Origin of the sequence: Pseudostreptobacillus hongkongensis (genome assembly GCF_001559795.1) — a bacterium.
In the GTDB taxonomy this organism is placed as follows: Bacteria; Fusobacteriota; Fusobacteriia; order Fusobacteriales; family Leptotrichiaceae; genus Pseudostreptobacillus; species Pseudostreptobacillus hongkongensis.
Genome location: NZ_LOHY01000079.1, coordinates 15,787 through 42,739 on the forward strand (window position 1 = coordinate 15,787; position 26,953 = coordinate 42,739).

Below are 26,953 nucleotides of genomic sequence, written 5' to 3' on the forward strand. Positions count from 1 at the left end.
CACTTCTATTTATATCTATTTTTTAAATCCGTATTATCTCTATTAGTTAAATATACAGGTAATCCATAACTTTTAAATATATCCTCCGCTCTTATAATTTCTTCTTTTTCTGGAGTTCTTGTATCTCTTAACTTATATTCCTTTTTCATAGTATCCCATTTAGGCGTACCCATTTGATGGAAAGGTAATATATCTACCCTTTCTACATTCTTAAATTTAGAACAATATTGTGCCCATTTATGTAGATCTTCTACATCATCAGAATATCCAGGAACTAATACATATCTTAACCATACTGGTTTATTTATTTCTTCTAAATAATCTGCCATTTTTAATGTAGGCGCTAAATTAACTGATGTTAATACCTTATACTTATCTGGATCTATATGTTTAATATCTAACATTATTAAATCAGCAAGTTCAATAGCTTTTTTAGATTTCTCAGTAAATATATATCCAGATGTATCTATACATGTATGTATACCTTCTTTTTTACATAACTCGAATAATTCTACTATAAAATCTGATTGAACTAATGGTTCACCACCTGAAACGGTAACACCTCCTGATTTTATAAATCCTCTTACTTTTAGTATTTCTTTAAATACATCTTCTGCATTCATAAGTTTTTTATAATCTTTTCTATTCCAAGTATCAACATTATGACAATATAGACATCTTAAAGGACATCCTTGTAAAAATAGTACAAATCTTATACCTGGTCCATCTTTTGTTCCGAATGATTCAAAAGAATATATATATCCTTGTTTCTTCTCTTCCATGATAACCTCACTTATATATTTTCTAATATTTTAATTATATCCTTTTATTTAAAATAATGCAAGAATATAGAAATAAAATAAAAATATATACCTCATCATTAAGAAATATTGGTATATATTTGTATTTTACATTCTTCTTTAATCTATCTAATTTCTAAGTTAGCTTCAATTTTTAAATTTAGAGTATATGGTGGTATATATATATTTTCTATACTATCTTGTGCATCTTTAATTATATCACTATTACTCTTAGACATATTCAATTTATTATCATTATATCTATAATATAAATTAGTATATAACTTATGTTCTAATTTATTTTCTAGTTCAGATATATTTTTAATTTCACCTATTTTAATATCTTCTATTTGATCTAATCCTTTTTTCTTATCCATAATATCTTTATATACTTCTTCATATATAGCTTTTTCATACTTACTTATATCATCTAAACTATAAGTTAAAGAATTTAATTCAACTCCTAATTCTCTTAGTATAGATACAAGTAATGAAAGATTTTTTAAATCTTTAGTTTTTATTACCATATCATGGTTAACTTCAAATTCAGTTATATTTTTTTGAACTTCTTTTTTATTTTCTAATTTATTATTTTGATATTCAGAAAGCTTAATACTTATTCCAAGTTTATTAAGTTCTTTACTTATATTATTAAACACAACGTTAGCTTCATTATATGCTTCTTTTACACCTTTATTAGTTTTTCTAATATTTATGTATAAGTTTCCATCAGAATTTGTAAGCCCTAAATTATTTTTTTCAAGTATAGATATAAATTCTTTATAGTTAGTTGTATTTATATCGCCAATCTCAGCAACAATTAAAGCTTCATTTAATACTTCACCTTCTTGTTCTAATCTATATTCCTTTTTATCTTTCTTATTACTTTCATAGTTTAATGTTTCAAACTTAGTATATGATATATTTGCCTGTTTTAAAATTTCTCCTATCTTATTTACAAGTTTAGAATTTTCATTACTTGCATCTTTTAATGACTTATCAGAAACATTATTAATACTAAATGAAATTTGAGCTTCATCTGGAGTTACATTTCTTTTAACTACAGAATATACTTTAGTTTTTTTATCATTTTCTTTATTTTCTTTATTTTCTTTATTATCACTTGCTAAAAATTCTATTTCTAAATTATTTTCAAGTTCTATAGTAGGAACTTTTAAATTAGGCCCTTCTTCATCTTTACTAATATTTGCTGATTTAAAGCTTTTTACCTGTGGCATAGCTACTGCATACATAACCATTTCACTTGAAACATCTAATTCATCACTTTTAGCTGCAACATTTATTTTATTTGCTAAATTTTCTACTACATATCTATCTTCACTAATATTTTTTACATTCTTAATAACATATTCATTTGGTAATAAATACTTAGCACGTACTTTAGCTTTTTCATAAGAACTCTTATACATATCAAGATAAATCTTATTTAAATTAGAAACTGAATAAGAAATATTTCCATCTAAATCAATATTATTCTTTTGAGCTATAGCAACTAATAAATTTATTTTTTCAAGATTTCTTAATTTAATAGAAAAGTTAGTAGACACTTCATATTTATCTTCTCTATTTTCTTCTACAATTTCTATAGTTTCTATAAATTTAAAATTAAAATCTCTATTTAAGAGTTTTTTCAATTCATTTACTTTAGCATATATATCTTTAAGATTTGTGTCTTTACTATTACTTTCTTTACTAATAGTAAATTCTATCACATTTTTATTTATCTTATATGATATTTCACCTATTTTTTCTAAAGCTTCTATTACAATTGAAGCCTCATTTGGATTAACATTTAATGTAAAATTCATATTAGTTGTATACTTTAATTTTTTATTTTTAATTTCTATAGTCTCAGAAATTTTACTATATCTATAATTATCTGTACTTACACTATCAAAAACAATTCCATTTTCTTTTAATTCCTTAAAAAATGAGTCCATTGAATTACTATTTTGTTTTTGAGCATATTTCATGTCCTTATCTTTATTTTTAACTAAAAAATTTATTTTAGCAGTATCTGCTTTTATTTCTACAGTAGATTCTGCATTAGTTTTAATACTCATCTCATTTGCTAATAAGTTAATACCTCCTATTAAAGATAGCATTAAAAATATTTTTTTCATATATCTTCTCCAATTCTTTATTTAAATATACATTAATTATATTCTATATTTCTTTTTTTTTAATTTGAATTTTTTATAAACAATTCTTTGTGTCAAATTATATTATCTCCCATCTTAAATATGGGCAACATAATAGAAAAAATAATGATAGAAATAAAGAAGGCAATTAAAATAATAGATAAAGGTTCTATGATTTTAATAAACATTTTTGATTCTACTGTAATTTTTTCCATGTATATTTTTTTTAAATATTCGAAGTTTTTTTTAAGATTTCCTGTTCTTTCTCCTATCTCTATAAAAGAAACATATTCTTCATTAAATATAGGGCATGAATAGAAAGTTTTATGTATATTAACACCCTTACTTAGTTTTACACTTATTTTTTTATATTCTCTCCTTAAGTATGTATTATCAATATCAACATTATAATTTAGTGCTTCAACTAAATCTAAGCCCGATAAAAGTAATATGTATATATTTTGTGAAAATTCCAATAAATACTTATTTTTAAAATATGGTATGTATAAAACATATTTATCTATCTCTTCTTTAAATTTTTTCTTAATAAGTAATAATAAAAAAATAATAGAAATCAAGAAAAATATAATATAGATATATTCATTAAAAATTAGTTCACTTAAATATATTACTATTTTTGTTATTTTAGGTAATTCTGCATTCATTTCCTTATATATCTCAACAAATTGAGGTACTATAAATATTAGCATTACTAAAAGAATAATAACTGATAATAATAAAATCATAATAGGGTATATCAGTATATTTAAAGTTTCTTTTTTTAAATTATCCTCAAATTCATATTTTTCTTTTAATATTTTAAGAACTTCTTTTAAATTTCCACTTTTTTCTGCTATTTTCATAAACATTTTAAGTTCTTTATCTGTACTCAATTCAGAAAATGATCTAACCAAACTATTACCTGATTCTAATAATTTTTTTATTTTAATTATTTTCTGTTTTTCACTATCTTTAAATATATTTATGAGTATATTTAAGGCTTCTATTAATTCTACATCTGCACTTACTAAACTTTCTAATTTTATTATAAAATACTGTTTAAATTTCATATTATTCTATTATCCTTGATTCTATTTCTATATATAAACTTCTTTTTTCTTTACTATTATTTCTTTTCTTAAAAAAAGTCCCAAATATAGGAATCTCTGATAACCCTGTAACACCATTTTGATATATTTTGTATCCCTGGCTTTCAATTCCACCTATAAATATACTTTCATTATTCTTTACTATCATTTCTGTTTCCAGTATGTTTTGTGACTTGCCATTACTTGATTTAGTTCCTAACTTAAAATTACTTATTTCAGTATATATCTCCATTTGTATATACTCATTATATGACTTATATACTATTTTAGGTTTAACTTTAATAATAATACCTGCTTCATAACTTTTAATACCTTTATTTTCTTTATTACCAAAATTAATTATCATCTCATCAGTAATTTTAAGTTCTCCACTTGAGCCTTCTACAACTAAAATTGATGGTGTAGATTTCACACTTAATTCCCCTTTTTCTTTTAAAGCATCTATATTTATATCTAAAATATTACCTCCTATATTTAATAGACTACCTAAGGATAATTTATTATCTAAAAATTCTGCTATATATCCATTTTCCCCCTTAGCAGATCCCAATTTCCAGTTAAAACCTAATCTATCAAATAAGTTATAACTAGTATCTATAATATTTAACTTAATAAGTACTTGTCTTTTTTTTCTGTCTATCTTATGTAATATTTCTTTCAATTTCAATATATTTTCTTTATTACCAACCATAATTATAGAATTATCAAGTTCCCTTAACTCCAAATCAAATAAACCATTTAAATTTTTTATAGTATCTTTTGTATTTAAATTCTGTAATCTGTATTCTGAAATTATTTTATTATCTTTAGGTTTAGATTTATTTACATGTTTTTCTACCTTTTCTATACTTATACTTTTAGCTTTCTTCATATCCTCATCTTTAATATATTTATTTTTAGGAAATACAATACTTATAACCAATAAAAGTATAATTAACTTTTTCAAGTTTTTTCCTCCTTTAAATATCCTATACTAATTTCAAAATTATCTTCATATATATGTATGTCTGTATAAGTAGTATCAATATACAAACTTGTATTATATACATAGTACATAAACTCATAAAAAGATTTAAAATCTCCAACAAATCTAAAAGTTATATATTGAAGCGTAGTCTTATTGTCTTTTAATTTTTCTACAGGACTTGAACTATCAATTAATTTTAGTTTTGATTCATTTGAAAGTACATATATCATTTTAATAAATTCTTCCCCTACTATATATTTATCGTTAAAATCAATTTCATAATTTTCTTTTACATTAATTCTATTTTCTAATTTTTCATAATTATTATTAAGTTCTGATATTTCTAATAAAATACTATCATTTCTTTGTTTAAGTTCATTATAGCTTGAATATGTTCTATATGCATAATAAAATAAAATTAAGAGATTTATAATAATATATTTACTATACTTTTTTATTATTTCCAATTTCATAGGTAAACTCTATCTTATCATTATTATCTTTTATTTCTTTTATTAAGACTATATCGTATTCTTCTTTTAATTTATTTTCAAAAGAATATAGCATATCAATATTTTCTATATTACCTTTAACAGTCCATCTATCTTTGTTATACGCTATATCAGTATATTCTACTCCATATACTATACTTTTTAAAAATAGCTCTATATCTAAATATATAGGTTTCTTAAATATATTTTTTAAATCATTATTATAACTTTCTTTTTCTTCAACCATATTATTTAAACTTTCAATTTTATCTTTCATATCTGAACTTATTTGTGTATTTTTAATTATATATGTATTTAATAAATTCATATCATATTTACTATTTATAAATAAATAAAAAATAACATTAATTATAGCTAATATAAAAATAAATATATATATCCCTTTTATATCTAATCTATATTTCAAATAATTACTATGCACATACTTGACATCATAAGTTCTTAATTTATTCCACACCTCTTCTTCTGATATTATAAGGACATGGTCAGGAAAATCCTGACCCTGTTCTAAATCACTTTTAGCAAAATTTGTGGTTTCTATTTTTTCAAGTTTATGACTATATTTAATCATATATGAAATATCATCATATACTATAAAAATATTAGTATTATTATATTCAGATAAAAATAATTCTAAATAATGGCTTAAATATATTTTATTAAATTTTGATCTTTTTCTAAATTTACATAACTCATCTAAAATTTCTTTTTTTATACGTACTTTATTATTTTCTATATTAAAAAAACAAATATCAGCTATCAAGTATATGTTAATATCATTTGACAAATTTAATTCATTAAAAATATCTTCTAACTCAAAGTTAATATCCGAATAAGAATTAACATAATTATTACCATCAAATTCTAAATATATACTTTCCTTAGATATGTATACCAATAAATTCTTATCCAATAACATCACCATCAAAACCTAAATCCTTAACAACTATTTTATTATTATTTAGTAATTTTATTTTTTCCTTTTTTAATACTTCAAAATCACCTATTTTTTTATAAAGACCTATATCTAATATATTTTTGCTAGTTTGATCTATATACTTTATTCTATATCCTCCCAAACTTACTCCATTATTAAATATTAAATGTTCTAAAATATATCCTTTTTCTATTTTAGTAAGTCCTGTATCAAAATAACTATTATCATCTAAAATTTCTATATTTTTAATATCTGAAATACTTAGAAATAAGGTTGATAATTTTTTAGATAACTTATCAAAATCAAAAACAGATTTTGCAAGTATCTTTTCATTTCTATTTAAATCTTTTATAACCTCATTTTTAAAATCATAATTTCTAGATATATTATTAAATATTTTTATTTTAGACTGATTATATATAACTATAGAAGTAGAAATAGTCGTGAATATAAAGCTAATTATCAATATATATATTAAACTTAACCCACTATTTTTTTGTTTCATAGTTTTATCACCTTCTCAAATTTAACCCCCTTGTATTCTAAATCAACAATTAAAAGATCATTAACATTAGAAAATTTTACTTCATCACATTCAAGTATCTTAATATTTTTCCCATACTTACCATCTATTTTCTTAGAATTAGATATATATATACCATTATTTTTAAATTCATATTTTATATAACTTCCATGCTTTCTTACAATTATACTATTATCACTTATACTAATATCATTACTAGCTATATCACGTAACTTTATAGTTTTATATAGTTCTTCAAAAAAATCTATTTCTATTTTCAATTGATTATAGTCTTCATTAATATTAAATTTATTTTTAAATATATATACTGTATATCGATTTATAAAAAATATTATCAAAAGAAAAATAAATAGACTAACTATACCTTCAAGCAATAAATACCCCTTATTATTCTTTTGGAACATACATTCCTTCCTCATTATTAACCTCTATAGCATAACCTTTAAATTCATTTAGCATCCCACTATTCATATTATTAGGAGTTATACTTAAGTTGTATTTAGTATTAGTATTTTCAAATTTTATGGAAATGTCTAAATAAATCAAAAGATCTGATATATTTTTAAACTCTTTATTTTTGCACGAAAGCTTATTAATCTTTTCATTAGAAAACATCTTTATATGTTCTATAATATTTTTTTCTAATCTTCTATTTTCTATTTTTTTATTTATATTAATATTTAGTTTATATATACTAATAAATGTATTTGATAATGGTATCAAAAGTATGAGTAGCATAGAAATTGATATAACTAACTCAATTAAACTTTCCCCTTTATTTTTTATAACCCCATAAAAATCATTCCTAGTATAAGCATAGGTGCAAATGGTATATACTTATCTTTTTTACCTATAAGTTTTATTATTAGTATATATATAAGTGAAATAATACAAACTAAAGTAAAATATGTATATAGGTAGGAAACTGTAACCATTCCCTTATATAACCCTAATAATATAATTAATTTAATATCACCTAAACCTATAAGTTCTTTATCTAAATGTACTTCTAATAACCATATTAAAAATAATGGAAAACTATATATAGCCATTCCTACATACATGCTTTCTATACTTTTAAAATTAAAAATACATATTATTAAAAGTAACAAAAGTAATCTATCTGGTATTATCTTATATCTAAAATCATAATATGAAATAAGTATAAAAATTATGAAAAGAACTATTTTATAACTTACCATTTAAAGTATACTTAGTAGCTTGTGGTTCAGTTACATTAGCCACTACCTTTTCATTTTCTAAATTAAAAGTTCCTACAAATTTTCCAACTTTAAAACTAGAACTTCCAACTTGCATATTAACTCCAAGATTTTCAGATCCAACTTCTTTTATTATCTCACCAATTTCAAGTTTAGACTTATTTTCAGCTTGCATTAATATAGCTGTATTATTAAGTTCCGTAACAGCAGATATTATCTTGGTTTCATTAGCCTTGTCTATATACTTAGTAATTTGTGGAACTGCAAGTGTTGTTAAAATCCCTATTATTGAAATAACACATATCATTTCAAGCAGAGTAAAACCTCCAAATACAATTTTCTTTCGTCGTAGTCTTTTCATTTTTCCCCCTTCCTTAATTTATTTTATAATTTTTCTTCTAAAAAGTCAATTATTTTTTAAATTATTTTTAATTTATTTCAAATTAAGTATTATCATTCTTTATTATTTAAATTTCCATAAAATATAGAAAAAACAACAGTTCCTATAGTAGCTATTAAAGTTGCAACCCCCATTTAGAAATATCTATATTTATTTTACTAATATTTCCTTTAATCATTTCCTTATCATTCTTAATAAAATTCATTGGATATTTACTATATTTCTCTTTACCATTACCAAATATAATGATATCTTTAACACTACTTAATAATTTTTTTAAATATTTCATAACTTTACTCCCTTTCATTGTTTGAATTAGACTATCATAAAATATTAATTAAGTCAATTTATATCAACTTAAATGAACTTTGCCAAAAATAATAAAATTTTGTAATAAAAAAGGTTAGATTTAATAAATTTCTAAATCTAACCCATGTATCTAACTTAACATATATTTTTGTAATTTTCTTGAAGATAGAGCAAGTACTAATGTTCCTATAATTAATATAGTTGATAATGCATTAATAGTTGGACTAACTCCAAATTTTAACATTGAATATATTTGTATAGGTAAAGTATCTGAATTTGTACCTGTAACAAAACTTGTTATTACAAAGTCATCTAATGATAAAGTCATAGACATTAAGAATGCAGATACTATTCCTGGTGTCATAGTCGGTAATATAACCTTATTTAAAGTTTGAAATTCCGTTGCACCTAAATCACGACTAGCTTCAACTATAGAAAAATCAAACTCTGATAATCTAGACATTATAATAAACAATGAAAATGGAATATTAAATGTCGTATGTGCTATAAATATTGTTAACATCCCTAAAGGAACTTTTGCAAAATTCATATTAAAGAATAAAAGTAAAGAAACTCCTATTATTAAATCTGGTATTATAAGAGGGATATAGTTTAATACTTTTACATATCCTTTTAATTTAAAATTATACCATTTTATACCTATAGCCCCAAATAAGGCAATAATAACAGATATAATAGAAGATGTAATAGCTATTATTAAACTTCTACCAAATGCTTGCCAAAGTCTTGGAGATCTAAAAAATAATTCTATATACCATCTAAGTGAAAATGACTTAAACTCATATGCCTTAGTTGAATTAAATGATAAAACCATTAACATTATTATTGGTAAATAAAAGAATAACATAACTAGTATAAAAAATAACAGTGAAATTCTTCTTTTTTCATTCATTATTCATCACCATCCTTATCTGCTTTCATACCTATCCATACAAATATAGATGTTACTAATATAAATAATGTAGATATAGCTGATGCAGAAGGCCAGTCTCTTAAACTAAACATCTTAGATGCTATAACATTACCAAGCATTAATCCATCAGTTCCTCCTACTAAATCAGGAACAGCATATGAACCTATTGCAGGAACAAATGTTAAAACTAATGCAGTCATAATTCCATTTTTTATACCCGGTATAAATATTTTCAAATGAGCTTTAAAGTTACTAGCTCCTAAATCTCTTGCTGCCTCTATTAATGAAAAATCAAATTTTTCTATAGCTGTATATAAAGGTAATATTGCATAAGGTAAGAATATATATACACTTATAATTATTACTGCTGCTTTATTATACAATAGTTCAAGAGGTCTATCTAAAAAGAATATTTTCATTAAAAGCTTATTTATTATCCCGTTATTACCTATAAGAGCGATTATAGAAAATACTCTTACTAAAAAGTTAGTCCAAAAAGGTATGATAACTAATAATAAATATAAATTTTTCCTTTTAGATCTTGATATAAAATAAGATGTTGGTAGTGCCAGTATTATTGTAATTAAAGTAATAATAACTGATAAATTTAAAGTCTTAATTACTATATTAAATATATCTGGTGATGAAAATATATTAATATAAGATTTTAAAGTAAAACTTGTATAATTATTTATTCCACCATAAGCACTTTTTTTCAAAAAACTAAAATATACTATAATTGCAGTTGGTATTGCAAAGAAAACACTCATCCATATAGTTATAGGAAGAAAATATAAATATCTTAGCTTAGAATTTTCTTGTAAAACATTCTTCTTAGCCATTATAGTACCTCCACTAGATAAGCATCTTCATAATTCCAGTAAAAATACACCTTTTCTTTCCAAACGAATAGTTCTTCTTCTTCTAAAAATTCTCTATGTTGATCAAATGCTCTAATAATTCTATTTGAACCATCAACTTTAATAAATAATTTAGATTGGAATCCTGAATATATAACTTCATCTACTATTCCAGTTAAAACCTTATACTTAGGATTTTCACGTGGTGGTTTAATATCAACCTTAATTTTTTCAGGTCTTAAAGTTAATTTAACCTTATCTCCTACTTTTACAGGCTTATCAAGTTCAACCTTAAATTCACCTATTTCATCTGAAATTGCTACTGCATGTTTTTCATGTACCTCAGTTATTTCTCCAGTTAAGAAATTAGTTTCACCTATGAAATCTGCTATAAATTCATCATTAGGTTTTTCATAAATTTCATTAGGAGTTCCTACTTGTAGTATATCTCCTTTATTCATTACTGCAATTCTATCTGATACAGATAATGCCTCTTCTTGATCATGAGTTACAAACACAAATGTTATTCCAACTTCATCATGTATAGTATCTAATTCTATTAATAATTTTTGTCTAAGTTTAGCATCAAGCGCAGATAAAGGTTCATCTAATAATAAAACATCTGGTTTACCTATTAATGCACGTGCTATAGAAACTCTTTGTTTTTGTCCTCCTGATAAATTTTCAGGGAATTTATTTCTATGTTCTGTTAAACCTACTAAATCTAAATATTTTAAGACTTGTGTTTCAATTTCTGATTTAGCTACTCCTTTTAATTTTAAAGGGAATGCAACATTATCAAATACACTCATTGTTGGAAATAAAGCATAATTTTGAAATACTGTATTTACATTTCTTTTTTCTGGAGGTAATTTATCTATTCTTACCCCATTTACTGATATTTCACCAGTATCTGGATATATAAATCCAGCAATCATTCTTAAAAGTGTTGTTTTACCACAACCACTTGGTCCTAATATTGAGAAAAATTCACCTTTTTTGATAGTTAAACTAACATCTTTTAAAATTTTATCTCCACCAAAACTCTTTGATACATTCTTAATAATTAAATCTTTTTCCAATTATCATTCTCCTTTCAAAATTAGTTTTTAGCAAAAAATTCTTTTGCTAATTCTTTTAAATAATATACATCTTTTATTCCACAAAGTTCTCTAACTGAATGCATAGCAAGCATAGGTATACCTAAATCAATTGCTTCAACATCTAAGTGAGTTGAAGATATAGGTCCTATTGTAGATCCTCCTATTTCATTTGATTGATTTACAAAATATTGTATTTTAATATCTGTATTATCTATAACTTGTTTTATAACTCCTATAGAGTATGCATCTGAAGTGTATCTTTGATTAGCACTCATTTTAATTGATACTCCTTCATTCATTTTACCACAATTTGTAGGATCAGTTTTCACCATATGAGCTGGATGTGCAGCATGCGCACCATCTGCTGATAACATAAATGAAGATGAAAGCATAGTTAAGAAATCATTTCTAGTATATCCTAAACCATAAATTATTCTTTCAAGTATATTTATTAAATAATTTGAATCAGCACCCTGTTTAGTAGCTGAACCTATTTCTTCATTATCAAATCCTACAAAAACATTAATTTTATTATCAATATTTTCATTTTCTATCATACCTATAAGTCCGGCATAAACTGAAACTAAGTTATCTAATTTAGGAGCACTGATTAATTCCTTATTAATACCTACTAAGTCACCTTTTTCAGTGGCATATAGATATAAGTCGAAATCAAGTATATCTTCATAATTAATTTCAGATTTACTTGCTATAAATTTAAGTAGGTAGTTTTCTTTTTCAAAACTTTCATTTATTAAAGATATAATAGGTAATGTATCATTTTGTCTATCTATTTTAACTCCATTATTAACTTCTCTATTTTGATGTATAGCTAGATTAGGAATAGTAAGTATTTTATCTTCTATAGAAATAATTTTAACTTCTGGTCTAAATGTCTTTTTAGACTTGATTATTAATCTACCTGCTATAGATAAAGGTCTATCAAACCAAGTATTTAATATTGGTCCCCCATATACCTCAGTATTTAATCTAACTACTCCGTTAGTTATCATTTCTGGATTCGGTTTTATTCTAAATCCAGGTGAATCTGTATGTGATCCAAATATTCTAAAACCATTTGATAAATCAAGTTTTTTACCTATGGTAAAAGAAAGTATAGTAGAATCTGATTTTTTAACAAAATATTTTCCACCTTCTTTTAATTCCCATTTTTCATTAATATTTAATTCTTCAAATTTGTTCTCTAATAAAAGATCAACACTGTTATTTATAACATGATATGCACTTGGACTTTCATCAATAAATTCAATTAAATCTTTAGCATATGTTTTTACTGATAGTTCTTTAATTTTTTTCAATTATTTCACCTCTATTTCATAAATTTTAGCATATTTATTTTTTAAATAATTTATATAATGTGTAGGATCAAAGTCTTTACCTGTTGCATTAATTAAAATATCTTTTGGATCAAGATAAGAACCATATTGATGTATTTTATCTTTAAGCCAATCATTTATCTTAGTAAAATCTGGGTTAATTAATTCATCATCAATATTAATATCCTTAGACATAGCATCATATATTTGTGCACTATATGCTGAACCTAATGCATAAGATGGGAAATATCCAAAAAGCCCTTGTGACCAATGTACATCTTGTAATACTCCATTTGAATAATTATCAGATTTAATACCTAAATATTGTTCATATTTATCATTCCATTTTTTAGAAATTTCAAAGGCATCAACTTCCTTATCTAAATTTTCAAAAATTTCTTTTTCTAATTCATATCTAATCAATATGTGTAATGGATAAGTTAATTCATCTGATTCAGTTCTTATTAAATTTAAACTAACTTCATTTACTAATAACTCAAACTCTTCTAAAGTTATATCCATACCAAAATATTTATCCATAAGTTCATATAATTTTTTTAAAAATCCTTTATTTTTACTAAACATATTTTCATATATTCTTGATTGAGATTCATGTATACCCATAGAAACTCCACCACCTAAGAAATTATCTTGGTAAACATCTGAAATATGTTGTTCATAAAGGGCATGTCCTGTTTCATGTATTGTAGAGTAAATAGCTGAAAGAGGATCATTTTCATAATAGTGTGTTGTAATTCTAACATCTCTATTACTTGTATTAGTTGTAAATGGATGTTCACTTTCTTTAATTACTCCTCTATTATAGTCAAATTTTAATATTTCACTAATTTCTTTAGATAATTTTTTTTGTTTTTCTATATCATAACTTTTTGATTTAAACTTCTTCTTTATATTTTCTAATTTTTCATTTCTTTTACTAGTTAATTTTTTTATAAAAGGAACTAGTTCTACTTTTAATTTTTCAAAAAACGTATCTACATCTTCAACTGTTAATCCATTTTCATAATCACTTAAAAGTAAAGAATATGGATGACCTTCATACCCTCTTAATTTAATAAATTCTTTGTTATATCTAATAATATCTTCAAGATATTTAGCATATATACTTAAATCATCTTTTTGTTTTGCTTCTTGCCATTTTTGAGTTGATAATGTTCTTAACTCTGAATATTTTGAATACATATCAACTGGTATTTTACTCATTATTTCAAATACATCTTTTTTAGTTTTTTCTATTAATTTTTTATCTATATCATTTAAATTTAAATTATTATCTGAATAAATTAAATTTTTAAATTCATCGTTGACTAAATTCAAATAACTTAATTCAGATAAATATCCTAAAGTTTTAGATATACTTTCAATAGCTTCAACAGGAGCTTCTGTTTCTAAATCCCAAGAAAGTATAACTGCTGCTTGATTAAGCGCTCTATTCTTAGTTAAAACTTCTTTTATTTTAGTCATTCTTTCCATATATACCACCTCTTTTTATAACTTATATTATACATTTTTTTTGTATTTTTTTCAATTAATCATTCATTTTTTACTGCTTTAATCTTATCCTCTTCATCTTTACAGACTACTGCTGCACTATATATTTCAACTTTACCACATTCAAGACATATTTTTAAATAAAACAGTTCATTTTTTATTGGTAATAAATCTAATAATCTTAATGAAAGATTTTGTGATTCAATATCTTTTACAGCTAAATATATATTTTTTAAAGCAAATTTTTCACTTCCACAATTATTACATTTTTTTATCATTTTAACACCTTCTTTAGAAATGTTCTTCTATGATTTACAGATATACCAAGTTCATCAATTTTTTGATAATGTAATTTAGTTCCATATCCTTTATGTTTATCAAAGTTATAACCTGGTGTATCTTCTTCAAGTCTTTCCATAATAATATCCCTTGTAACCTTGGCTATAACTGATGCTGCAGCTATAGACATAGATTTAGAATCACCTTTTATAACTGGAATTTGTTCATAGTTATATTCTCTAATTTTGTGATTTCCATCAACTAATAATAAATAATCATCCAAATTCAAATTAATATTTTCTAAGGCTTTACGCATAGCTAAAAATGTTGCATTCAATATATTAATATCATCTATTACATTAGCTTCCACTATACCTACGCCATAAACTATATCATTTGAATTTATTAACTCATTATATAACTTTCTTCTTTTTTTATCTGTTAGTTTTTTAGAATCATTTAATTCTAAAAATGATTCAGAAATCTTTTTAATATATACAGCTGCTGCTACAACAGGTCCAGCAAGAGGTCCACGTCCAGCCTCATCAACTCCAATTATATCCCTTCCAAATTCCTTATCAAAATTAATATCCATCTATATCTATCCTTAGTTTTGTTTTATTTAATGATTCTATAAAGTCATTATGTAATCTAGATGTTATATACATATCTTTTTTAGTAATAGGGTGCCTAAATTTCAAACTATATGCATGTAACATTTGTCTATTAAATTCATCTTTTCTCCCATAAACACTATCACCTATAATAGGTGCAAAAAAATGCGACATATGTACTCTAATTTGATGTGTTCTTCCTGTCTCAAGATTAATCTTTAAAAGAGAATATTTTGCATTATGGTCAATTCTTTCAAAATTAGTTATTGCAAACTTCCCCTCAGAATTTACACTCATTTTTTTTCTATCCTTTTTATCTCTTCCTATATATGTTTCAATTCTTCCACTTTCTTTTTTTAAATCCATTTTAATTATTGCATAATAAATCTTTTCTATTTCTTTATTCTTAAACATATCAGTTAAAAGTTGATGTGTTTTATCATCTTTTGCAACTATGATTAATCCTGATGTATCCTTATCTAATCTATGTACTATTCCTGGTCTTAATGTACCATTTATACCAGATAAATCTTTTATGTTGTATAAAAGTGCATTAACCAAGGTTCCATCAACATGTCCTTTAGCTGGATGAACTATCATTCCAGCTGGTTTATTTACTACTAATAAATATTTATCCTCATAAACTATATCCAGTTTAATATTCTGTGGTTTAATATCTAGTTCTTTTAATTCAGGTATATTAACTGTAAGTTCATCCCCCTTTACTAACTTATATGATCCTTTTGTTTTTAACCCGTTAACTAAAATATTACCACTTTTAATTAAATCTTGTATTCTAGTTCTTGATTCATCAAGTATACTTGATAGATAAACATCTAATCTACTTTCTATATTTTCTTCAATTAACATCATCTACTCCTTGAAAAATCTTCATATTATCGTCAACATCTTTATTGTGATGTATTAATATTAAATTTGCCACTTCTAAATCAATATCTTTAACAAGATTATATCCATTTAAAGCATGATTTCTAAGTCTTGTTTTAAAACCTATTTTATGTAAAACACGAATTATGAAGCCTGCTTTTTCTTTACCTATATCATGTAATAAGGCAAGTTTTAGATATTTTTTATCTAAATTTGTTTTACTTATTCCCTTATAAACATTTATACTATGTAACTTATCATACTTATTCATCAAATTAAATAACTTTAACTCTTCTTCATTTAAAATTTTAGTATAATCATTAACTTCTTCATAATTTAATCTTGCTATAAAATATTCATAAACTTTCTTTATCATAAATATCTTTTTATTATTTCTTCTATAGTATTAAATTTTAAATTATCAGGTATACCTTCTTCATTTTTAAGAGATCCAAACCCCCAATTACAATATGCAAAATCCACTCCTGCATTCATAGCTGTGTTATAGTCAACTATCATATCTCCAACAAATAAAGTTTTTTCTTTAGTTGTATTATACTTTTCTATTAATCTTAAAACATTTATTGGATTTGGTTTTTTTTCATCTAACTTATTATTATCCACACCTATAACATCTGAAAAATTAAATCTTTCAAGATCTTTTACAAGTACTGATTTTTTAGCTAAATCATCTACTTTATTTGTAACTACTGCATATTTTATATTATTTCCATCTAAATAACTTAAAAGTTTATCTATACCTTTATATGCAAAAAGTTCATAATCGTACTCTTTTTCATAAAATTCTATAAGTTTATCCAATATTTCATCTATCGAATTACTATATCCTTCTTTTTCAATTATTTTTTCCACTAAAGTTCTTAAACCCTTACCTATAAAATAAATATATTCTTTATAATCATATGTTTTTAATCCATAAAAACTAAGTGCTTTATTAGTTGAATTTGCAATAGCTTTTAATGAATCAAGTAATGTTCCATCTAAATCAAAAATCAATAATTCTTTTTTCATTTTATCCCTCTTTCTTATTTATATATATTATATCATAAATAATTAAATTTGTGGTATTTATTTACTTTTATTTTACCTATTTTTATGTTAAAATTTATGTAGGTGATGTTATGAAAAATAAAAATTATATAGTCGAATGTATATTAGCTTATTATTTAATAGATAATAAAGTTAAAGAAGAATTAGTTTCTTGGGAAAAAATTGAAAATAATGCAAACATTAAAGATTACACTCCTGCAGTATGTAATTTTATAGAAATTGAAGATAATGAAATTGGATATGCAGTATGTTATTATGAAATTTATGATGAAAATGATGAAATTATTTCTTCAAATCTTGATCAAATTGATATTGAAGAAATAAAGAAAAATGTAAAAAAAATGAATACTCAATCAAAAGTATTTGAATATATTTACTGTAAATAAACTAAAAGGATTGACTTTTAAATCAATCCTTTTACACATATCATATTGACAACAGTATTTTATTTCTGATATAATAAATTCGTTGTGCCGCTTTAGCTCACTAGGTAGAGCAGCTGACTTGTAATCAGCAGGTAACTGGTTCGAATCCGGTAAGCGGCACCACTTTTAGAGCCTAGCTCTTTTTTTATTATTTTATTTTTCTAAATATACCATTTTCTATATTATAGTTCACCTTTAAATATTCTAAAAATTGTCTTCCATAAAAATCTACATTTTTATCATACACAACATCAACTATTTTTTTATCAGTTATATTAAATGCAATTATATCCTTTATTTTATCAACATTTTCTTTATTAATACCATTTATAGTAAAAACTCTAGTTTCTCTATTATTAATATTTTTAGAAAGTATAGAATGTATTTTACTATTATTAATATTAAATAGTTTTTCTGTTATCTCTAATTGATTTTTAGCATATACATATATATCTAATATATTTCTATATTCTATTATATCTAATAAATGCTTATCTTCAAATATATTATTTTTTATATCATTTAAAATATTATCATCAACAATATCACAGTAAATCTTAATATTATATATATTTTTATTATTTTCTATTTTATTTAATACATAACTTGATATAGCTTCATCTTCTAAAGAAATACTATCAATAACTTCTTTTACATCCACACTATCATTTACTTTATAATCTACTATAAAATATGAATATCTATCATCATCTAAAGAAAAAGGAATATAGTTATATGGTTTCCCATATTCTTTTAATCTTGTTAATATATTTCTTCTTGATAAATAGAAATAAGGGACACTATTATCAAAATAGAATTTAATATAGTAATAAGCTTTATTTTTATTTACTTCATCAAGTTTTTTTGATAAATCATATATATTATCTCTTAATTCTATACTTTCAAAAGAATTAAAATTAGATTTTAAATAATTTTTATATACTTCTTCTAAATTTATTAAACTATTATATATATCATATTTAAATTCAAAATACTGTTCTGAATATCTTTCTATATATATTAAAACTTTCTTTATTATAGATAAAAAGTCTATATCAACAACATTACCTATAAAAAAAGTGTCATTTTCTATTTCATTTATAAGTTTAGTTAAATAGGCAAAATCTTCCTCTTTAGGTATCTGTATTTCAAGTAATATGTTTTGTATTTCCTTTATTTTTTCAAGTCCTTTTTTTATAAATAATTTTTTCTTGTCCATAATCACCCCTTAAAGAATTTGATTATATTCTTAACGTTTAATATCTTAGCTCTTTTTATAGACTTAAGTAAACATTCACCTATAAATATTTGAGAATCTTCTTTTTTCTGGAAATATATATCCTCTTCAAATATATTTGAAGCATTTATATCAATAATAGTAAATCTATTACCACTTTTAATTAGCAAGCCACATCTATTATTATCATCAAATTTTTCTATAGGCAAACTAATATATCCTATATTTTTATTTTCATATTTATAGTATTGTAACCCATTTAAATTAATTATATTTTCTGAATTAAATTCAAAAATATCTTCAACTAAATCTTTATTTATTACATAAGTACTTTTACCTTCATTAAATACTAATCCTTTAACAAATATTATATCCATAGGTATTTTAGTTATAATTTTTGTATAAAGACCTTGCTTATTTTCCAGTTCTATACTACCTTTAAGATCATTTATTATGTTCTTATATTTAATATAGCTTATTAATCTTTCTTTTTCATCTAATTCATCACTAGAATTTATATAATTCTTATTAAAAATACTTTTTAATATTTCTGTTTCAGAATATTCATAATTAGGCTTTAAAATATTTGTATTAATGGCATTTTCAAATACTTTGTTTATATTTATACTTTTACCTTCACCAATAATATATATAGATAATTTATCAAGTTCTTGTTTAAATTCTATCTTTAGTACAAATTTATTATCTTTATTTTCTAAATCATAGAATTCTAAAATTTCTGCATAGAGTATATCTATTAAAGATTCTCTAAATCTATTAAAAATAATCTTATCAATCTTTATATCATTATGCTTAATTTCAAGATCTATATCAATTCCTAATATATTTATATATTCCTTTAAAACTCTGTAAATATTCTCTATTTCTTTTTCTATATTAACTATTCTAAGTTGGAATATATTTCTTTTAAGGTTATATTTAAGTTCAGAAAGTTCTTTTAATAAACTTGTATATTCATGTCTCTTATCTTCAACAATAGATGTAGTAAATTTAGACAGTTTTTTTCTAATATAGAAAATATTGTCTACATCATCAACAATTTCAGGTATCTTATCTACAGATATTGTAATATTAGATGCTCTTTCACTAACTTTATTAGTATAAGAGGTCAAATTAACATTTTTTATATATTCAAATTTTTCTAATTTTTCTTTCAAAATTAATGGATTTATATTAAAAGTATATCTTATATATGAATTAAGAGTAAATGGATTATATACTTCTAGACTAACTTTATCATAAAAAATATATTCTCTATTTACATATTCAAGATCATTTTGAATAAAATTTTCTAATTCTGATATATTAATATCTTCGATATTTTCATTAAAATAAATATCTAGTTGATATATCTTATTATCCATTTTCACCTCCTAAAATATGATATATTTTACAAAATAATAAACTACTGGTAAGACAAATAAGGCACTATCAAATCTATCTAAAAAACCTCCATGTCCCAGTAATATATTTCCACTATCTTTAACTCCAAATTCTCTTTTTATCTTAGATTCAAACAAATCACCTATAACTGAAAATATTGCAATTAATACTGAAAGTAATAATAATTTAAATATATTTTCAGCAATAAATGGTTCACTAATCCATGTAATTTCCTTTACTACTCCAAAAAATTTAAATACATTCATAATACCTAAATACATATATTTAAAATAGTATCCAACTATAAATACTCCTACTATTCCTCCTATAAATCCTTCTATAGATTTTTTAGGACTAATTTTTTCAGATAGTCTTCTATGGAAAATTTTACCACCTATAGCTATACCAAATATATATGCAAAACTATCACATACCCATATACTTATAAATGTATATAAAAGTAATATTTTACCACTAGGTATTCCTTCTCTTATTAATATCATATATGAAAATAATAAAGAAATATATACTATTCCAAATAATGTATTTAATAATTCCATAGTAGAGTTTTGAATACGTGATTCAAAAATTTGATATATAGCTATAGTAAACATACAAAATACTATAAATCCACCCATATCAAAAACTACATGCTGATTATTAAATATTCTCAAATATTTAAAAAAGAAACTAATATCATTTCTATAATATAATAAAACAGGGAGAGATAATCCTAAGGCTATACCAATTTTATCATAAACAATATTCCCTTTGTTTTTTAAAATTCTATAAAATTCATACATAGCAACACCTATAACTACTATATTAAATGTTAAAAAAGTAAATTCTCCTGAAATTAAAACATATAATAATACAGGTACTGCAAGTACTATAACTAAAATCCTACTTAACATCTTCCCTCCTTCTACTTAACATTACCAAATCTTCTATCTCTATTTATATAAGATAATATTGCTTTTTCAAAATCATCTTCATTAAAATCTGGCCACAAAATATCTGTAACATAAATTTCAGAATAAGCTATTTGCCAAAGAAGAAAATTACTTAATCTAAATTCCCCACCAGTCCTAATCAATAAATCTGGTTCTGGTATAAAAGAATTATATAAATATTTAGATATATTTTCTTCATTAATTTCAATCTTATCTTCTATTAATTTTTTTATACCATCTACTATTTCAGTTCTTGCACCATAATTAAAACATATATTTAAAACTATCTTTTTACAATCTTTTAAGTAATCTTCTATTTCATTTATTTGCTTAAGTAAAGATTTTGAAAGATTTTCTCTATTACCACTTATAACAAGTCTAATATCATTATTTTTAAATTCTTCTTTCTTTTTTTCTAAATACTTAGAAAATAGCTTCATTATGGCATCAACTTCAAGTTTTGGCCTTTTCCAATTTTCAGTTGAAAATGCATAAACACTCAAATATTCTATTCCTAAACTTCTTGCTTTTTTTAATATATTTTCTAAAGTTTCTGCCCCTTTTTCATGCCCCCTTGTTCTTATCATGGATTTGTTTTTAGCCCATCTACCATTACCATCCATAATTATTGCTATATGTTTAGGAAATTTATCCTTTGTATAATTTTTCAATATACTCATTTCTAGTTTTACCATCCTTTTCATATATGTATATAGGTTTTTCTAAAATCAATCCATTCTTTGCATCCTTAACAATTTCTACCATAGAAATAATAGCCTTTTCATCTTCAAACTTAGTGTAAATAGGTTTTAATCTTTTTATAACTAAATTTGTATTATTTAAATATGATATAATTTCTAATAATCTTTCAGTTCTAAATATTAAATAAAGAGAAGCTCTATTTTTAAGTAAATATTTTGAAATATCTATTATATCCTTTATAGACAAAGTTTGTTCAAATCTAGCATTATTTAAATCTTCATTTTTCTTTTTATTATCCACATTAGATTCTTTAAAATATGGAGGATTTGACACTATAATATCAATACTTTGTTCTTTAAACATTTCTTTATAGTTTTTAATATCATTATTTATAAATGATAAATTTTCTAAATTATTTCTTTTTTTATTTTCTAAGGAGGCATCATATGCCTCCTTATTTATTTCTATTCCTATAACACTTGCCTTTGAACGTCTAGCAAGTATCATTGATATTATTCCAAATCCAGATCCTATATCAATTATTTGCTTACTTTTTGAATTAATCTTAACAAAATCTGATATTAAAACTGAATCTAAAGTCGTAGACTGTAGCCCTTTAATTTGCATCAAATTAAAACCAGCTATATCAATATAGTATTTTCCCATTCTAGTCCTTATTTACATACCAGTATGAAAGTCCTATAACTATTCCTCCTCCTATAAAGTTACCTATAGTTACAAAGAAAAAGTTATATATTATACCAAGTAAAGTTACACCTTCTGCACCATGCATTAAAGCTAGAGGAAGATATAACATATTAGCAACAACGTGATCATATCCTAAAACAATAAATAGCATTATAGGGAACCATATACCTAACATTTTAGATATACCATCTTTAGAAATATATCCTAATAAACTTGCTCCACAAACTAAAACATTACATAAAATTCCTTTTAATATTAAATCATATGCTGATGTGTGTATTTTATGTGCTGCCATACTAGATAATAATTCTATTCCTGGTTCACTTAAAGTTTGTGTTTGATATGTAATATACGCTAATATTACAGAACCTACTAAATTAAATATCCATACAGTAAATAAAATTTTCAACATCTTAGTTATAGATATTTTCTTTTCTGCTATACTAACTGTCATTAAACAATTACTTGTAAATAATTCAAATCCAAGTAAAACTATTAAAATTAAACCTACCGGGAAAACACTTGCACCTAATAATTTTGCAAGTCCAGCATTTTCCTTAATTAGATTTGCTGAAACTAATATATTTCCAACTGATCCAAATGCTATAGACATTCCTGCAAGTATAGCATATATACTAAGTTGTAAAAAACTTCTCTTTTCTCTTTTTTCTGTTGCATGCATAATGTAATCTAGTAATTCTTTTGGGGTTTTCATGATATTTTCCTTTCATTCTATAATTTATTTATCTAATATTTGTTTACCATCTTTAATATATTTTATTCCATAAATTGCAAAGTATATTATTACAAAACATATTAACTTAACTATTAACTCAATTTTTTCATTTGATAAATGTATATTTTCAATTATAACTATACATATTATTGAATCTATTAATGAAAATAGTATGAATTTTAAGTATTTCATAACATTTATGTCTATATACCTTTTCTTAAGTGAAACAAATAATATTAAATAATTTACCATTGCCGCAAATGATGTTGCAAAAGTAAGACCTTGATGAGTAAACTTTTTATATAATAAAAAATCTAAAATAATATTTGTACCTATACCTATAAAAGAAGATATTACTGGTAATTTTCTATCTTTAAAAGCATAATGTGACCTAGTTAATAAATGTATTGTAGAGAAAAATATTAATCCTAAAGCATAAAATCTTAATATTTCTCCTGTTATTATTACACTTTCATCATTAAATTTACCGTGTTTAAATAATAAACTGATAATTTCATCTGCATACATTATTAACCCAACACTTGATGGTATTATTAACATAGCTAATAAATTTAATCCACGTTCTAAAGTATGCTTAAATAATTCTTTGTCCCCTTTTACCGCTGATTTAGATAGACTAGGGAATATAACTACAGATAAAGATATTGCAAAAACTCCTATGGGTAATAAATATAATCTTGAAGCATAATTTATAGCACTTATAGTTCCTATTTTTAAACTTCCTGCAAATCTTGTATCTACTAATTCATTTATTTGATATCCAAATATACCTATTAATGTAGGAACCATTAAGAAAAGAAAATTCCTTACATTAGGATCTTTATAATTAAATATAAGCTTATAACCACCCAATATTTTTATAAATGATGGTAGCTGTATTAAAACTTGAAATAAACCAGATAGTAAAAATGATATTCCAAGTCCATATATACCTAAAGTATTTTTAGTAAGCATAGTACCTGTAATTATAGTTATATTAAACACTACACCAACTAAAGTTGATATATAGAATTTATTATAATTATTAAGTACTGATGAAATCAAACCTGATATAGAAATAAATAAAAGATAAAACGACATTATCTTAAGTAAATTTGAAGCAGTACTTAATCTTTCTACATCCTTAAATCCTAAAATATGTTCTAATATAAAGTTCGAACATAGTATCATTATAATTGAAATTGTAAATGATGCTGATATCAAAAGATTTGTTACATTATACACAAAATCTTTAGCATTCATTTCTCCTTTTTCTTCTCTTATTTCATTATATAATGGTATAAAAGCTGTACCTAAAGACCCTTCACCAAGTAAAGTAGTAAAAAAATTAGAAATTCTTGATGCAGCAAAATAGGCATCAGTATAACCTGTTGTCCCAAAATATGTGGCTATAACTATTTCTCTAACAAGACCTAAAATACGACTTAACATGTTTATAACCATTACAACTAAACTTGATCTAAACATTTTTTTCCTTTCTTATATAAAAGTCATCATCAATGCTGTATATATCTATTTCACCATTTTTAAATAAATCTAAAACAGCAAGAAAAAAACTGACTATTCTATTTTTTGAAAAATTACCTTTAAATAAGCTAGAAAATCTAACTTCTTTTTCATTTTTAAATTTAGTTTCTATTTCAAACATGGCTTTTTCTGTATTAAAATCATCCAATATTTCTATTTTCATAGTCTCAACTTTTTTCTTATTCTCTTTCATTAACTCATTAAATACTTTACTTATAGTTTCAAGTTTTAAATCATCTAATGTATAAAAAACATTCTCAAAGGTTTTACTATTATTTCCACTGATTCTGTATGAAAAATTAAACTCAATTTCTCTTTCAGAAAATTTTTGTGCTAAATCTTTTATTATTTTATACTCTAAAATTCTCTGTTCTAAATTCTGTTCTTTTTCTTCTTTTTTATCAACACTTAATATAGAATATGCTTTTATTTCCAATATTTCTGAAGCCATTGCTAAAAATTCAACTTTTATTTTTAAGTTTTGACTTGTTTCATTTTCAATAATCTTCAAATAATCATCTATTATTTCAGATATGACTATATTAGAAATATCAATTTTTTTATTATCTATTAAATGAAGAAATAGATCAAGTGGACCTTCAAAGTCCTCAGTTTTTATACTAAAATCAATATCTTTCATTTATAATATATCTCCATTTTTCTTTATCTTTTGATATTTGTTCTTTTAATTCATTAATATCTTTCATTTTTCTTTCAAGTCTAATATTATGTAATAATTCTACTTCTATTATATTTCCATATATAAAATCAGAAAAATCAAAAATATGTGTTTCTATATGTATACCTTCATTTTCTACAGTAGGATTTTTACCTATATTCATAACACCAAAGAATTCTTTATCATATCCCTTTATTCTAACCTTAACTCCATATACTCCAAATATTGGATATATCCTATTTGAAGAACAAATATTTGCTGTAGGGAACCCTAGAGTTCTTGCAAGTTTTTTCCCTTCTACAACTTTTCCTATTAAAGTATAGTTATGCCCAAGTAAAGTGTTAACTTGTTCCATATTACCTGTTTCTATAAGTGTTTTAATAAAAGTACTTGATATTATATGATATCCTTTATCTAAATAAGTTTTTAAATTAGTTTTATCTACTATTTTAATAGTTTCTGTTTTAAAATCATATAATACAGGGTCTATAATATTTAAATCTAATTTATCTCTATAATTTTCTATTAAATAATCAACATCACCCTTTTTTTCTTTACCAAAACTATAATTGAATCCACAAAAAATACTATTTGCATTCAATTTATTTATAAGTATATCTTCACAAAACTTACTCGGATCTAAATCTTTAACATTTTCAAATTCATCTAAATATAGATAATCTATTCCTTTTATAGAATCTAATATATATATTTTTTCAGATAAACTAGTTATAATAGTATCCTTTTTCTTTGGATATTCAATAAAAGTATATAAAATTACTTTTAAATTATTTTCTTTTGCTTTTTTTATTGCACGATTTATAATTTCCATATGTCCTAAATGTACACCATCAAAATTACCTAGTATAACAACTGTTTTTAAATCAAATTTAATATTTTCAACCATTTCAATATCTAAATAATTCATAAAATTATCAATCTTATTTCTATCTCTAATTATTATTTTCATTGTTAGCCTTTCAATATATTAACCATTATATTA

At 23.1% G+C, this 26,953-nt stretch carries 32 protein-coding genes and 1 tRNA gene; 2 read left to right on the forward strand and 31 right to left on the reverse strand.

Features of this window, described 5'->3' with window-relative positions:
- Positions 1-5: 5 nt before the first annotated feature.
- The 22 genes from pflA to AYC59_RS02370 all read right to left on the reverse strand — a co-directional run bounded on the left by pflA (position 6) and on the right by AYC59_RS02370 (position 17,519).
- Entirely contained in the window at positions 6-782 is a 777-nt protein-coding gene (pflA, locus tag AYC59_RS02270; RefSeq protein ID WP_066894783.1) for a pyruvate formate-lyase-activating protein, read from the reverse strand.
- A gap of 143 nt (positions 783-925) precedes the next feature.
- Positions 926-2,944 carry an SIMPL domain-containing protein gene (locus tag AYC59_RS02275; protein WP_066894785.1) on the reverse strand — a complete coding sequence of 673 codons (2,019 nt, stop codon included), beginning with the start codon at positions 2,942-2,944 and terminating at the stop codon, positions 926-928.
- Between the two features lie 92 nt (positions 2,945-3,036).
- Positions 3,037-4,032: a type II secretion system F family protein gene (locus tag AYC59_RS02280; protein WP_066894787.1), complete on the reverse strand. Its 996-nt coding sequence runs from the start codon at positions 4,030-4,032 to the stop codon at positions 3,037-3,039.
- Position 4,033: 1 nt separating this feature from the next.
- Positions 4,034-5,017 carry a type II secretion system protein GspD gene (locus tag AYC59_RS02285; protein WP_066894789.1) on the reverse strand — a complete coding sequence of 328 codons (984 nt, stop codon included), beginning with the start codon at positions 5,015-5,017 and terminating at the stop codon, positions 4,034-4,036.
- Complete coding sequence (locus AYC59_RS02290) at positions 5,014-5,511, reverse strand: hypothetical protein (RefSeq protein ID WP_066894791.1); 498 nt, start codon at positions 5,509-5,511, stop codon at positions 5,014-5,016. The genes AYC59_RS02285 and AYC59_RS02290 overlap by 4 nt, the downstream gene beginning before the upstream one ends.
- On the reverse strand, positions 5,483-6,463 hold the full coding sequence (locus tag AYC59_RS02295) for a hypothetical protein (RefSeq protein WP_066894793.1): 981 nt from the start codon (positions 6,461-6,463) through the stop codon (positions 5,483-5,485). Before AYC59_RS02295 ends, AYC59_RS02290 begins: the two co-directional genes overlap by 29 nt.
- The gene (locus AYC59_RS02300; RefSeq protein ID WP_066894794.1) at positions 6,456-6,992 is read right to left on the reverse strand and encodes a hypothetical protein; all 537 of its coding nucleotides are present in this window, start codon (positions 6,990-6,992) and stop codon (positions 6,456-6,458) included. Before AYC59_RS02300 ends, AYC59_RS02295 begins: the two co-directional genes overlap by 8 nt.
- A complete protein-coding gene (locus tag AYC59_RS02305) occupies positions 6,989-7,435 on the reverse strand; it encodes a hypothetical protein (protein WP_066894796.1) in 447 nt (148 codons plus the stop codon). Before AYC59_RS02305 ends, AYC59_RS02300 begins: the two co-directional genes overlap by 4 nt.
- Complete coding sequence (locus tag AYC59_RS02310) at positions 7,419-7,769, reverse strand: hypothetical protein (RefSeq protein WP_066894798.1); 351 nt, start codon at positions 7,767-7,769, stop codon at positions 7,419-7,421. Before AYC59_RS02310 ends, AYC59_RS02305 begins: the two co-directional genes overlap by 17 nt.
- A gap of 44 nt (positions 7,770-7,813) precedes the next feature.
- Positions 7,814-8,233, reverse strand: a complete 420-nt coding sequence (locus AYC59_RS02315; protein WP_066894801.1) for a prepilin peptidase — start codon at positions 8,231-8,233, stop codon at positions 7,814-7,816.
- On the reverse strand, positions 8,220-8,612 hold the full coding sequence (locus tag AYC59_RS02320; protein ID WP_082752641.1) for a prepilin-type N-terminal cleavage/methylation domain-containing protein: 393 nt from the start codon (positions 8,610-8,612) through the stop codon (positions 8,220-8,222). The genes AYC59_RS02315 and AYC59_RS02320 overlap by 14 nt, the downstream gene beginning before the upstream one ends.
- A gap of 154 nt (positions 8,613-8,766) precedes the next feature.
- Positions 8,767-8,940, reverse strand: a complete 174-nt coding sequence (locus tag AYC59_RS07730) for a hypothetical protein (RefSeq protein ID WP_156445461.1) — start codon at positions 8,938-8,940, stop codon at positions 8,767-8,769.
- Positions 8,941-9,090: 150 nt separating this feature from the next.
- Complete coding sequence (locus AYC59_RS02325) at positions 9,091-9,873, reverse strand: ABC transporter permease (protein WP_066894805.1); 783 nt, start codon at positions 9,871-9,873, stop codon at positions 9,091-9,093.
- Positions 9,873-10,736 (reverse strand): ABC transporter permease, encoded by an 864-nt coding sequence (locus AYC59_RS02330; RefSeq protein WP_066894807.1) that lies wholly within the window; start codon positions 10,734-10,736, stop codon positions 9,873-9,875. Before AYC59_RS02330 ends, AYC59_RS02325 begins: the two co-directional genes overlap by 1 nt.
- Entirely contained in the window at positions 10,736-11,836 is a 1,101-nt protein-coding gene (locus tag AYC59_RS02335) for an ABC transporter ATP-binding protein (RefSeq protein ID WP_066894809.1), read from the reverse strand. The genes AYC59_RS02330 and AYC59_RS02335 overlap by 1 nt, the downstream gene beginning before the upstream one ends.
- Positions 11,837-11,856: 20 nt before the next feature.
- A complete protein-coding gene (locus tag AYC59_RS08030) occupies positions 11,857-13,176 on the reverse strand; it encodes a M18 family aminopeptidase (RefSeq protein ID WP_066894811.1) in 1,320 nt (439 codons plus the stop codon).
- Positions 13,177-14,688 carry a carboxypeptidase M32 gene (locus AYC59_RS08035; protein ID WP_066894812.1) on the reverse strand — a complete coding sequence of 504 codons (1,512 nt, stop codon included), beginning with the start codon at positions 14,686-14,688 and terminating at the stop codon, positions 13,177-13,179.
- Between the two features lie 59 nt (positions 14,689-14,747).
- Complete coding sequence (locus tag AYC59_RS02350) at positions 14,748-14,984, reverse strand: hypothetical protein (protein ID WP_066894814.1); 237 nt, start codon at positions 14,982-14,984, stop codon at positions 14,748-14,750.
- Positions 14,981-15,580 carry a ribonuclease HII gene (gene rnhB / locus AYC59_RS02355; protein WP_066894816.1) on the reverse strand — a complete coding sequence of 200 codons (600 nt, stop codon included), beginning with the start codon at positions 15,578-15,580 and terminating at the stop codon, positions 14,981-14,983. The genes AYC59_RS02350 and rnhB overlap by 4 nt, the downstream gene beginning before the upstream one ends.
- Entirely contained in the window at positions 15,570-16,469 is a 900-nt protein-coding gene (locus AYC59_RS02360) for an RluA family pseudouridine synthase (protein WP_066894818.1), read from the reverse strand. Before AYC59_RS02360 ends, rnhB begins: the two co-directional genes overlap by 11 nt.
- Positions 16,459-16,863, reverse strand: a complete 405-nt coding sequence (locus AYC59_RS02365) for an HD domain-containing protein (RefSeq protein ID WP_066894820.1) — start codon at positions 16,861-16,863, stop codon at positions 16,459-16,461. The genes AYC59_RS02360 and AYC59_RS02365 overlap by 11 nt, the downstream gene beginning before the upstream one ends.
- Positions 16,860-17,519 carry an HAD family hydrolase gene (locus AYC59_RS02370; RefSeq protein WP_066894821.1) on the reverse strand — a complete coding sequence of 220 codons (660 nt, stop codon included), beginning with the start codon at positions 17,517-17,519 and terminating at the stop codon, positions 16,860-16,862. The genes AYC59_RS02365 and AYC59_RS02370 overlap by 4 nt, the downstream gene beginning before the upstream one ends.
- Before the next feature lie 110 nt (positions 17,520-17,629).
- On the opposite strand from AYC59_RS02370, the gene AYC59_RS02375 reads away from it, so the two are divergent.
- Positions 17,630-17,944: a hypothetical protein gene (locus tag AYC59_RS02375; protein ID WP_066894822.1), complete on the forward strand. Its 315-nt coding sequence runs from the start codon at positions 17,630-17,632 to the stop codon at positions 17,942-17,944.
- Between the two features lie 86 nt (positions 17,945-18,030).
- Positions 18,031-18,106 (forward strand) — tRNA-Thr (locus AYC59_RS02380).
- 25 nt (positions 18,107-18,131) lie between these two features.
- Here the strand turns inward: AYC59_RS02380 and AYC59_RS02385 are convergent.
- Genes AYC59_RS02385 through ribF form a run of 9 tightly spaced genes read right to left on the reverse strand, consistent with a single transcriptional unit; the run spans position 18,132 to position 26,920 of the window.
- Positions 18,132-19,202 (reverse strand): hypothetical protein, encoded by a 1,071-nt coding sequence (locus tag AYC59_RS02385; protein WP_066894824.1) that lies wholly within the window; start codon positions 19,200-19,202, stop codon positions 18,132-18,134.
- 2 nt (positions 19,203-19,204) lie between these two features.
- The gene (locus tag AYC59_RS02390) at positions 19,205-20,605 is read right to left on the reverse strand and encodes a hypothetical protein (protein WP_066894826.1); all 1,401 of its coding nucleotides are present in this window, start codon (positions 20,603-20,605) and stop codon (positions 19,205-19,207) included.
- A 9-nt stretch (positions 20,606-20,614) separates the two neighbouring features.
- Positions 20,615-21,538, reverse strand: a complete 924-nt coding sequence (locus tag AYC59_RS02395) for a phosphatidate cytidylyltransferase (RefSeq protein WP_066894828.1) — start codon at positions 21,536-21,538, stop codon at positions 20,615-20,617.
- Between the two features lie 11 nt (positions 21,539-21,549).
- Positions 21,550-22,257 carry a polyprenyl diphosphate synthase gene (gene uppS, locus AYC59_RS02400; protein ID WP_066894830.1) on the reverse strand — a complete coding sequence of 236 codons (708 nt, stop codon included), beginning with the start codon at positions 22,255-22,257 and terminating at the stop codon, positions 21,550-21,552.
- Positions 22,226-22,945 (reverse strand): tRNA1(Val) (adenine(37)-N6)-methyltransferase, encoded by a 720-nt coding sequence (locus AYC59_RS02405; protein ID WP_066894832.1) that lies wholly within the window; start codon positions 22,943-22,945, stop codon positions 22,226-22,228. The genes uppS and AYC59_RS02405 overlap by 32 nt, the downstream gene beginning before the upstream one ends.
- A gap of 1 nt (position 22,946) precedes the next feature.
- Positions 22,947-23,702, reverse strand: a complete 756-nt coding sequence (locus AYC59_RS02410; protein WP_066894834.1) for a formate/nitrite transporter family protein — start codon at positions 23,700-23,702, stop codon at positions 22,947-22,949.
- A gap of 24 nt (positions 23,703-23,726) precedes the next feature.
- Positions 23,727-25,211 (reverse strand): murein biosynthesis integral membrane protein MurJ, encoded by a 1,485-nt coding sequence (murJ, locus tag AYC59_RS02415; RefSeq protein WP_066894836.1) that lies wholly within the window; start codon positions 25,209-25,211, stop codon positions 23,727-23,729.
- Positions 25,204-25,911, reverse strand: coding sequence for a segregation and condensation protein A (locus AYC59_RS02420; protein ID WP_066894839.1), 708 nt, complete (start codon positions 25,909-25,911; stop codon positions 25,204-25,206). Before AYC59_RS02420 ends, murJ begins: the two co-directional genes overlap by 8 nt.
- Positions 25,898-26,920 (reverse strand): riboflavin biosynthesis protein RibF, encoded by a 1,023-nt coding sequence (gene ribF, locus AYC59_RS02425; RefSeq protein WP_066894841.1) that lies wholly within the window; start codon positions 26,918-26,920, stop codon positions 25,898-25,900. The genes AYC59_RS02420 and ribF overlap by 14 nt, the downstream gene beginning before the upstream one ends.
- Positions 26,921-26,953 lie beyond the last annotated feature (33 nt).

What these genes read in the sequence shown, in the direction of transcription:
- pflA (WP_066894783.1), bottom strand. Translation starts at nt 782, where the DNA reads ATGGAAGAGAAGAAACAAGGATATATATATTCTTTTGAATCATTCGGA.
- AYC59_RS02275 (WP_066894785.1), bottom strand. Translation starts at nt 2,944, where the DNA reads ATGAAAAAAATATTTTTAATGCTATCTTTAATAGGAGGTATTAACTTA.
- AYC59_RS02280 (WP_066894787.1), bottom strand. Translation starts at nt 4,032, where the DNA reads ATGAAATTTAAACAGTATTTTATAATAAAATTAGAAAGTTTAGTAAGT.
- AYC59_RS02290 (WP_066894791.1), bottom strand. Translation starts at nt 5,511, where the DNA reads ATGAAATTGGAAATAATAAAAAAGTATAGTAAATATATTATTATAAAT.
- AYC59_RS02300 (WP_066894794.1), bottom strand. Translation starts at nt 6,992, where the DNA reads ATGAAACAAAAAAATAGTGGGTTAAGTTTAATATATATATTGATAATT.
- AYC59_RS02305 (WP_066894796.1), bottom strand. Translation starts at nt 7,435, where the DNA reads ATGTTCCAAAAGAATAATAAGGGGTATTTATTGCTTGAAGGTATAGTT.
- AYC59_RS02310 (WP_066894798.1), bottom strand. Translation starts at nt 7,769, where the DNA reads ATGCTACTCATACTTTTGATACCATTATCAAATACATTTATTAGTATA.
- AYC59_RS02315 (WP_066894801.1), bottom strand. Translation starts at nt 8,233, where the DNA reads ATGGTAAGTTATAAAATAGTTCTTTTCATAATTTTTATACTTATTTCA.
- AYC59_RS02320 (WP_082752641.1), bottom strand. Translation starts at nt 8,612, where the DNA reads ATGAAAAGACTACGACGAAAGAAAATTGTATTTGGAGGTTTTACTCTG.
- AYC59_RS07730 (WP_156445461.1), bottom strand. Translation starts at nt 8,940, where the DNA reads ATGAAATATTTAAAAAAATTATTAAGTAGTGTTAAAGATATCATTATA.
- AYC59_RS02325 (WP_066894805.1), bottom strand. Translation starts at nt 9,873, where the DNA reads ATGAATGAAAAAAGAAGAATTTCACTGTTATTTTTTATACTAGTTATG.
- AYC59_RS02330 (WP_066894807.1), bottom strand. Translation starts at nt 10,736, where the DNA reads ATGGCTAAGAAGAATGTTTTACAAGAAAATTCTAAGCTAAGATATTTA.
- AYC59_RS08035 (WP_066894812.1), bottom strand. Translation starts at nt 14,688, where the DNA reads ATGGAAAGAATGACTAAAATAAAAGAAGTTTTAACTAAGAATAGAGCG.
- AYC59_RS02350 (WP_066894814.1), bottom strand. Translation starts at nt 14,984, where the DNA reads ATGATAAAAAAATGTAATAATTGTGGAAGTGAAAAATTTGCTTTAAAA.
- rnhB (WP_066894816.1), bottom strand. Translation starts at nt 15,580, where the DNA reads ATGGATATTAATTTTGATAAGGAATTTGGAAGGGATATAATTGGAGTT.
- AYC59_RS02360 (WP_066894818.1), bottom strand. Translation starts at nt 16,469, where the DNA reads ATGTTAATTGAAGAAAATATAGAAAGTAGATTAGATGTTTATCTATCA.
- AYC59_RS02365 (WP_066894820.1), bottom strand. Translation starts at nt 16,863, where the DNA reads ATGATAAAGAAAGTTTATGAATATTTTATAGCAAGATTAAATTATGAA.
- AYC59_RS02370 (WP_066894821.1), bottom strand. Translation starts at nt 17,519, where the DNA reads ATGAAAAAAGAATTATTGATTTTTGATTTAGATGGAACATTACTTGAT.
- AYC59_RS02375 (WP_066894822.1), top strand. Translation starts at nt 17,630, where the DNA reads ATGAAAAATAAAAATTATATAGTCGAATGTATATTAGCTTATTATTTA.
- AYC59_RS02385 (WP_066894824.1), bottom strand. Translation starts at nt 19,202, where the DNA reads ATGGACAAGAAAAAATTATTTATAAAAAAAGGACTTGAAAAAATAAAG.
- AYC59_RS02390 (WP_066894826.1), bottom strand. Translation starts at nt 20,605, where the DNA reads ATGGATAATAAGATATATCAACTAGATATTTATTTTAATGAAAATATC.
- AYC59_RS02395 (WP_066894828.1), bottom strand. Translation starts at nt 21,538, where the DNA reads ATGTTAAGTAGGATTTTAGTTATAGTACTTGCAGTACCTGTATTATTA.
- uppS (WP_066894830.1), bottom strand. Translation starts at nt 22,257, where the DNA reads ATGAGTATATTGAAAAATTATACAAAGGATAAATTTCCTAAACATATA.
- AYC59_RS02405 (WP_066894832.1), bottom strand. Translation starts at nt 22,945, where the DNA reads ATGGGAAAATACTATATTGATATAGCTGGTTTTAATTTGATGCAAATT.
- AYC59_RS02410 (WP_066894834.1), bottom strand. Translation starts at nt 23,702, where the DNA reads ATGAAAACCCCAAAAGAATTACTAGATTACATTATGCATGCAACAGAA.
- murJ (WP_066894836.1), bottom strand. Translation starts at nt 25,211, where the DNA reads ATGTTTAGATCAAGTTTAGTTGTAATGGTTATAAACATGTTAAGTCGT.
- AYC59_RS02420 (WP_066894839.1), bottom strand. Translation starts at nt 25,911, where the DNA reads ATGAAAGATATTGATTTTAGTATAAAAACTGAGGACTTTGAAGGTCCA.
- ribF (WP_066894841.1), bottom strand. Translation starts at nt 26,920, where the DNA reads ATGAAAATAATAATTAGAGATAGAAATAAGATTGATAATTTTATGAAT.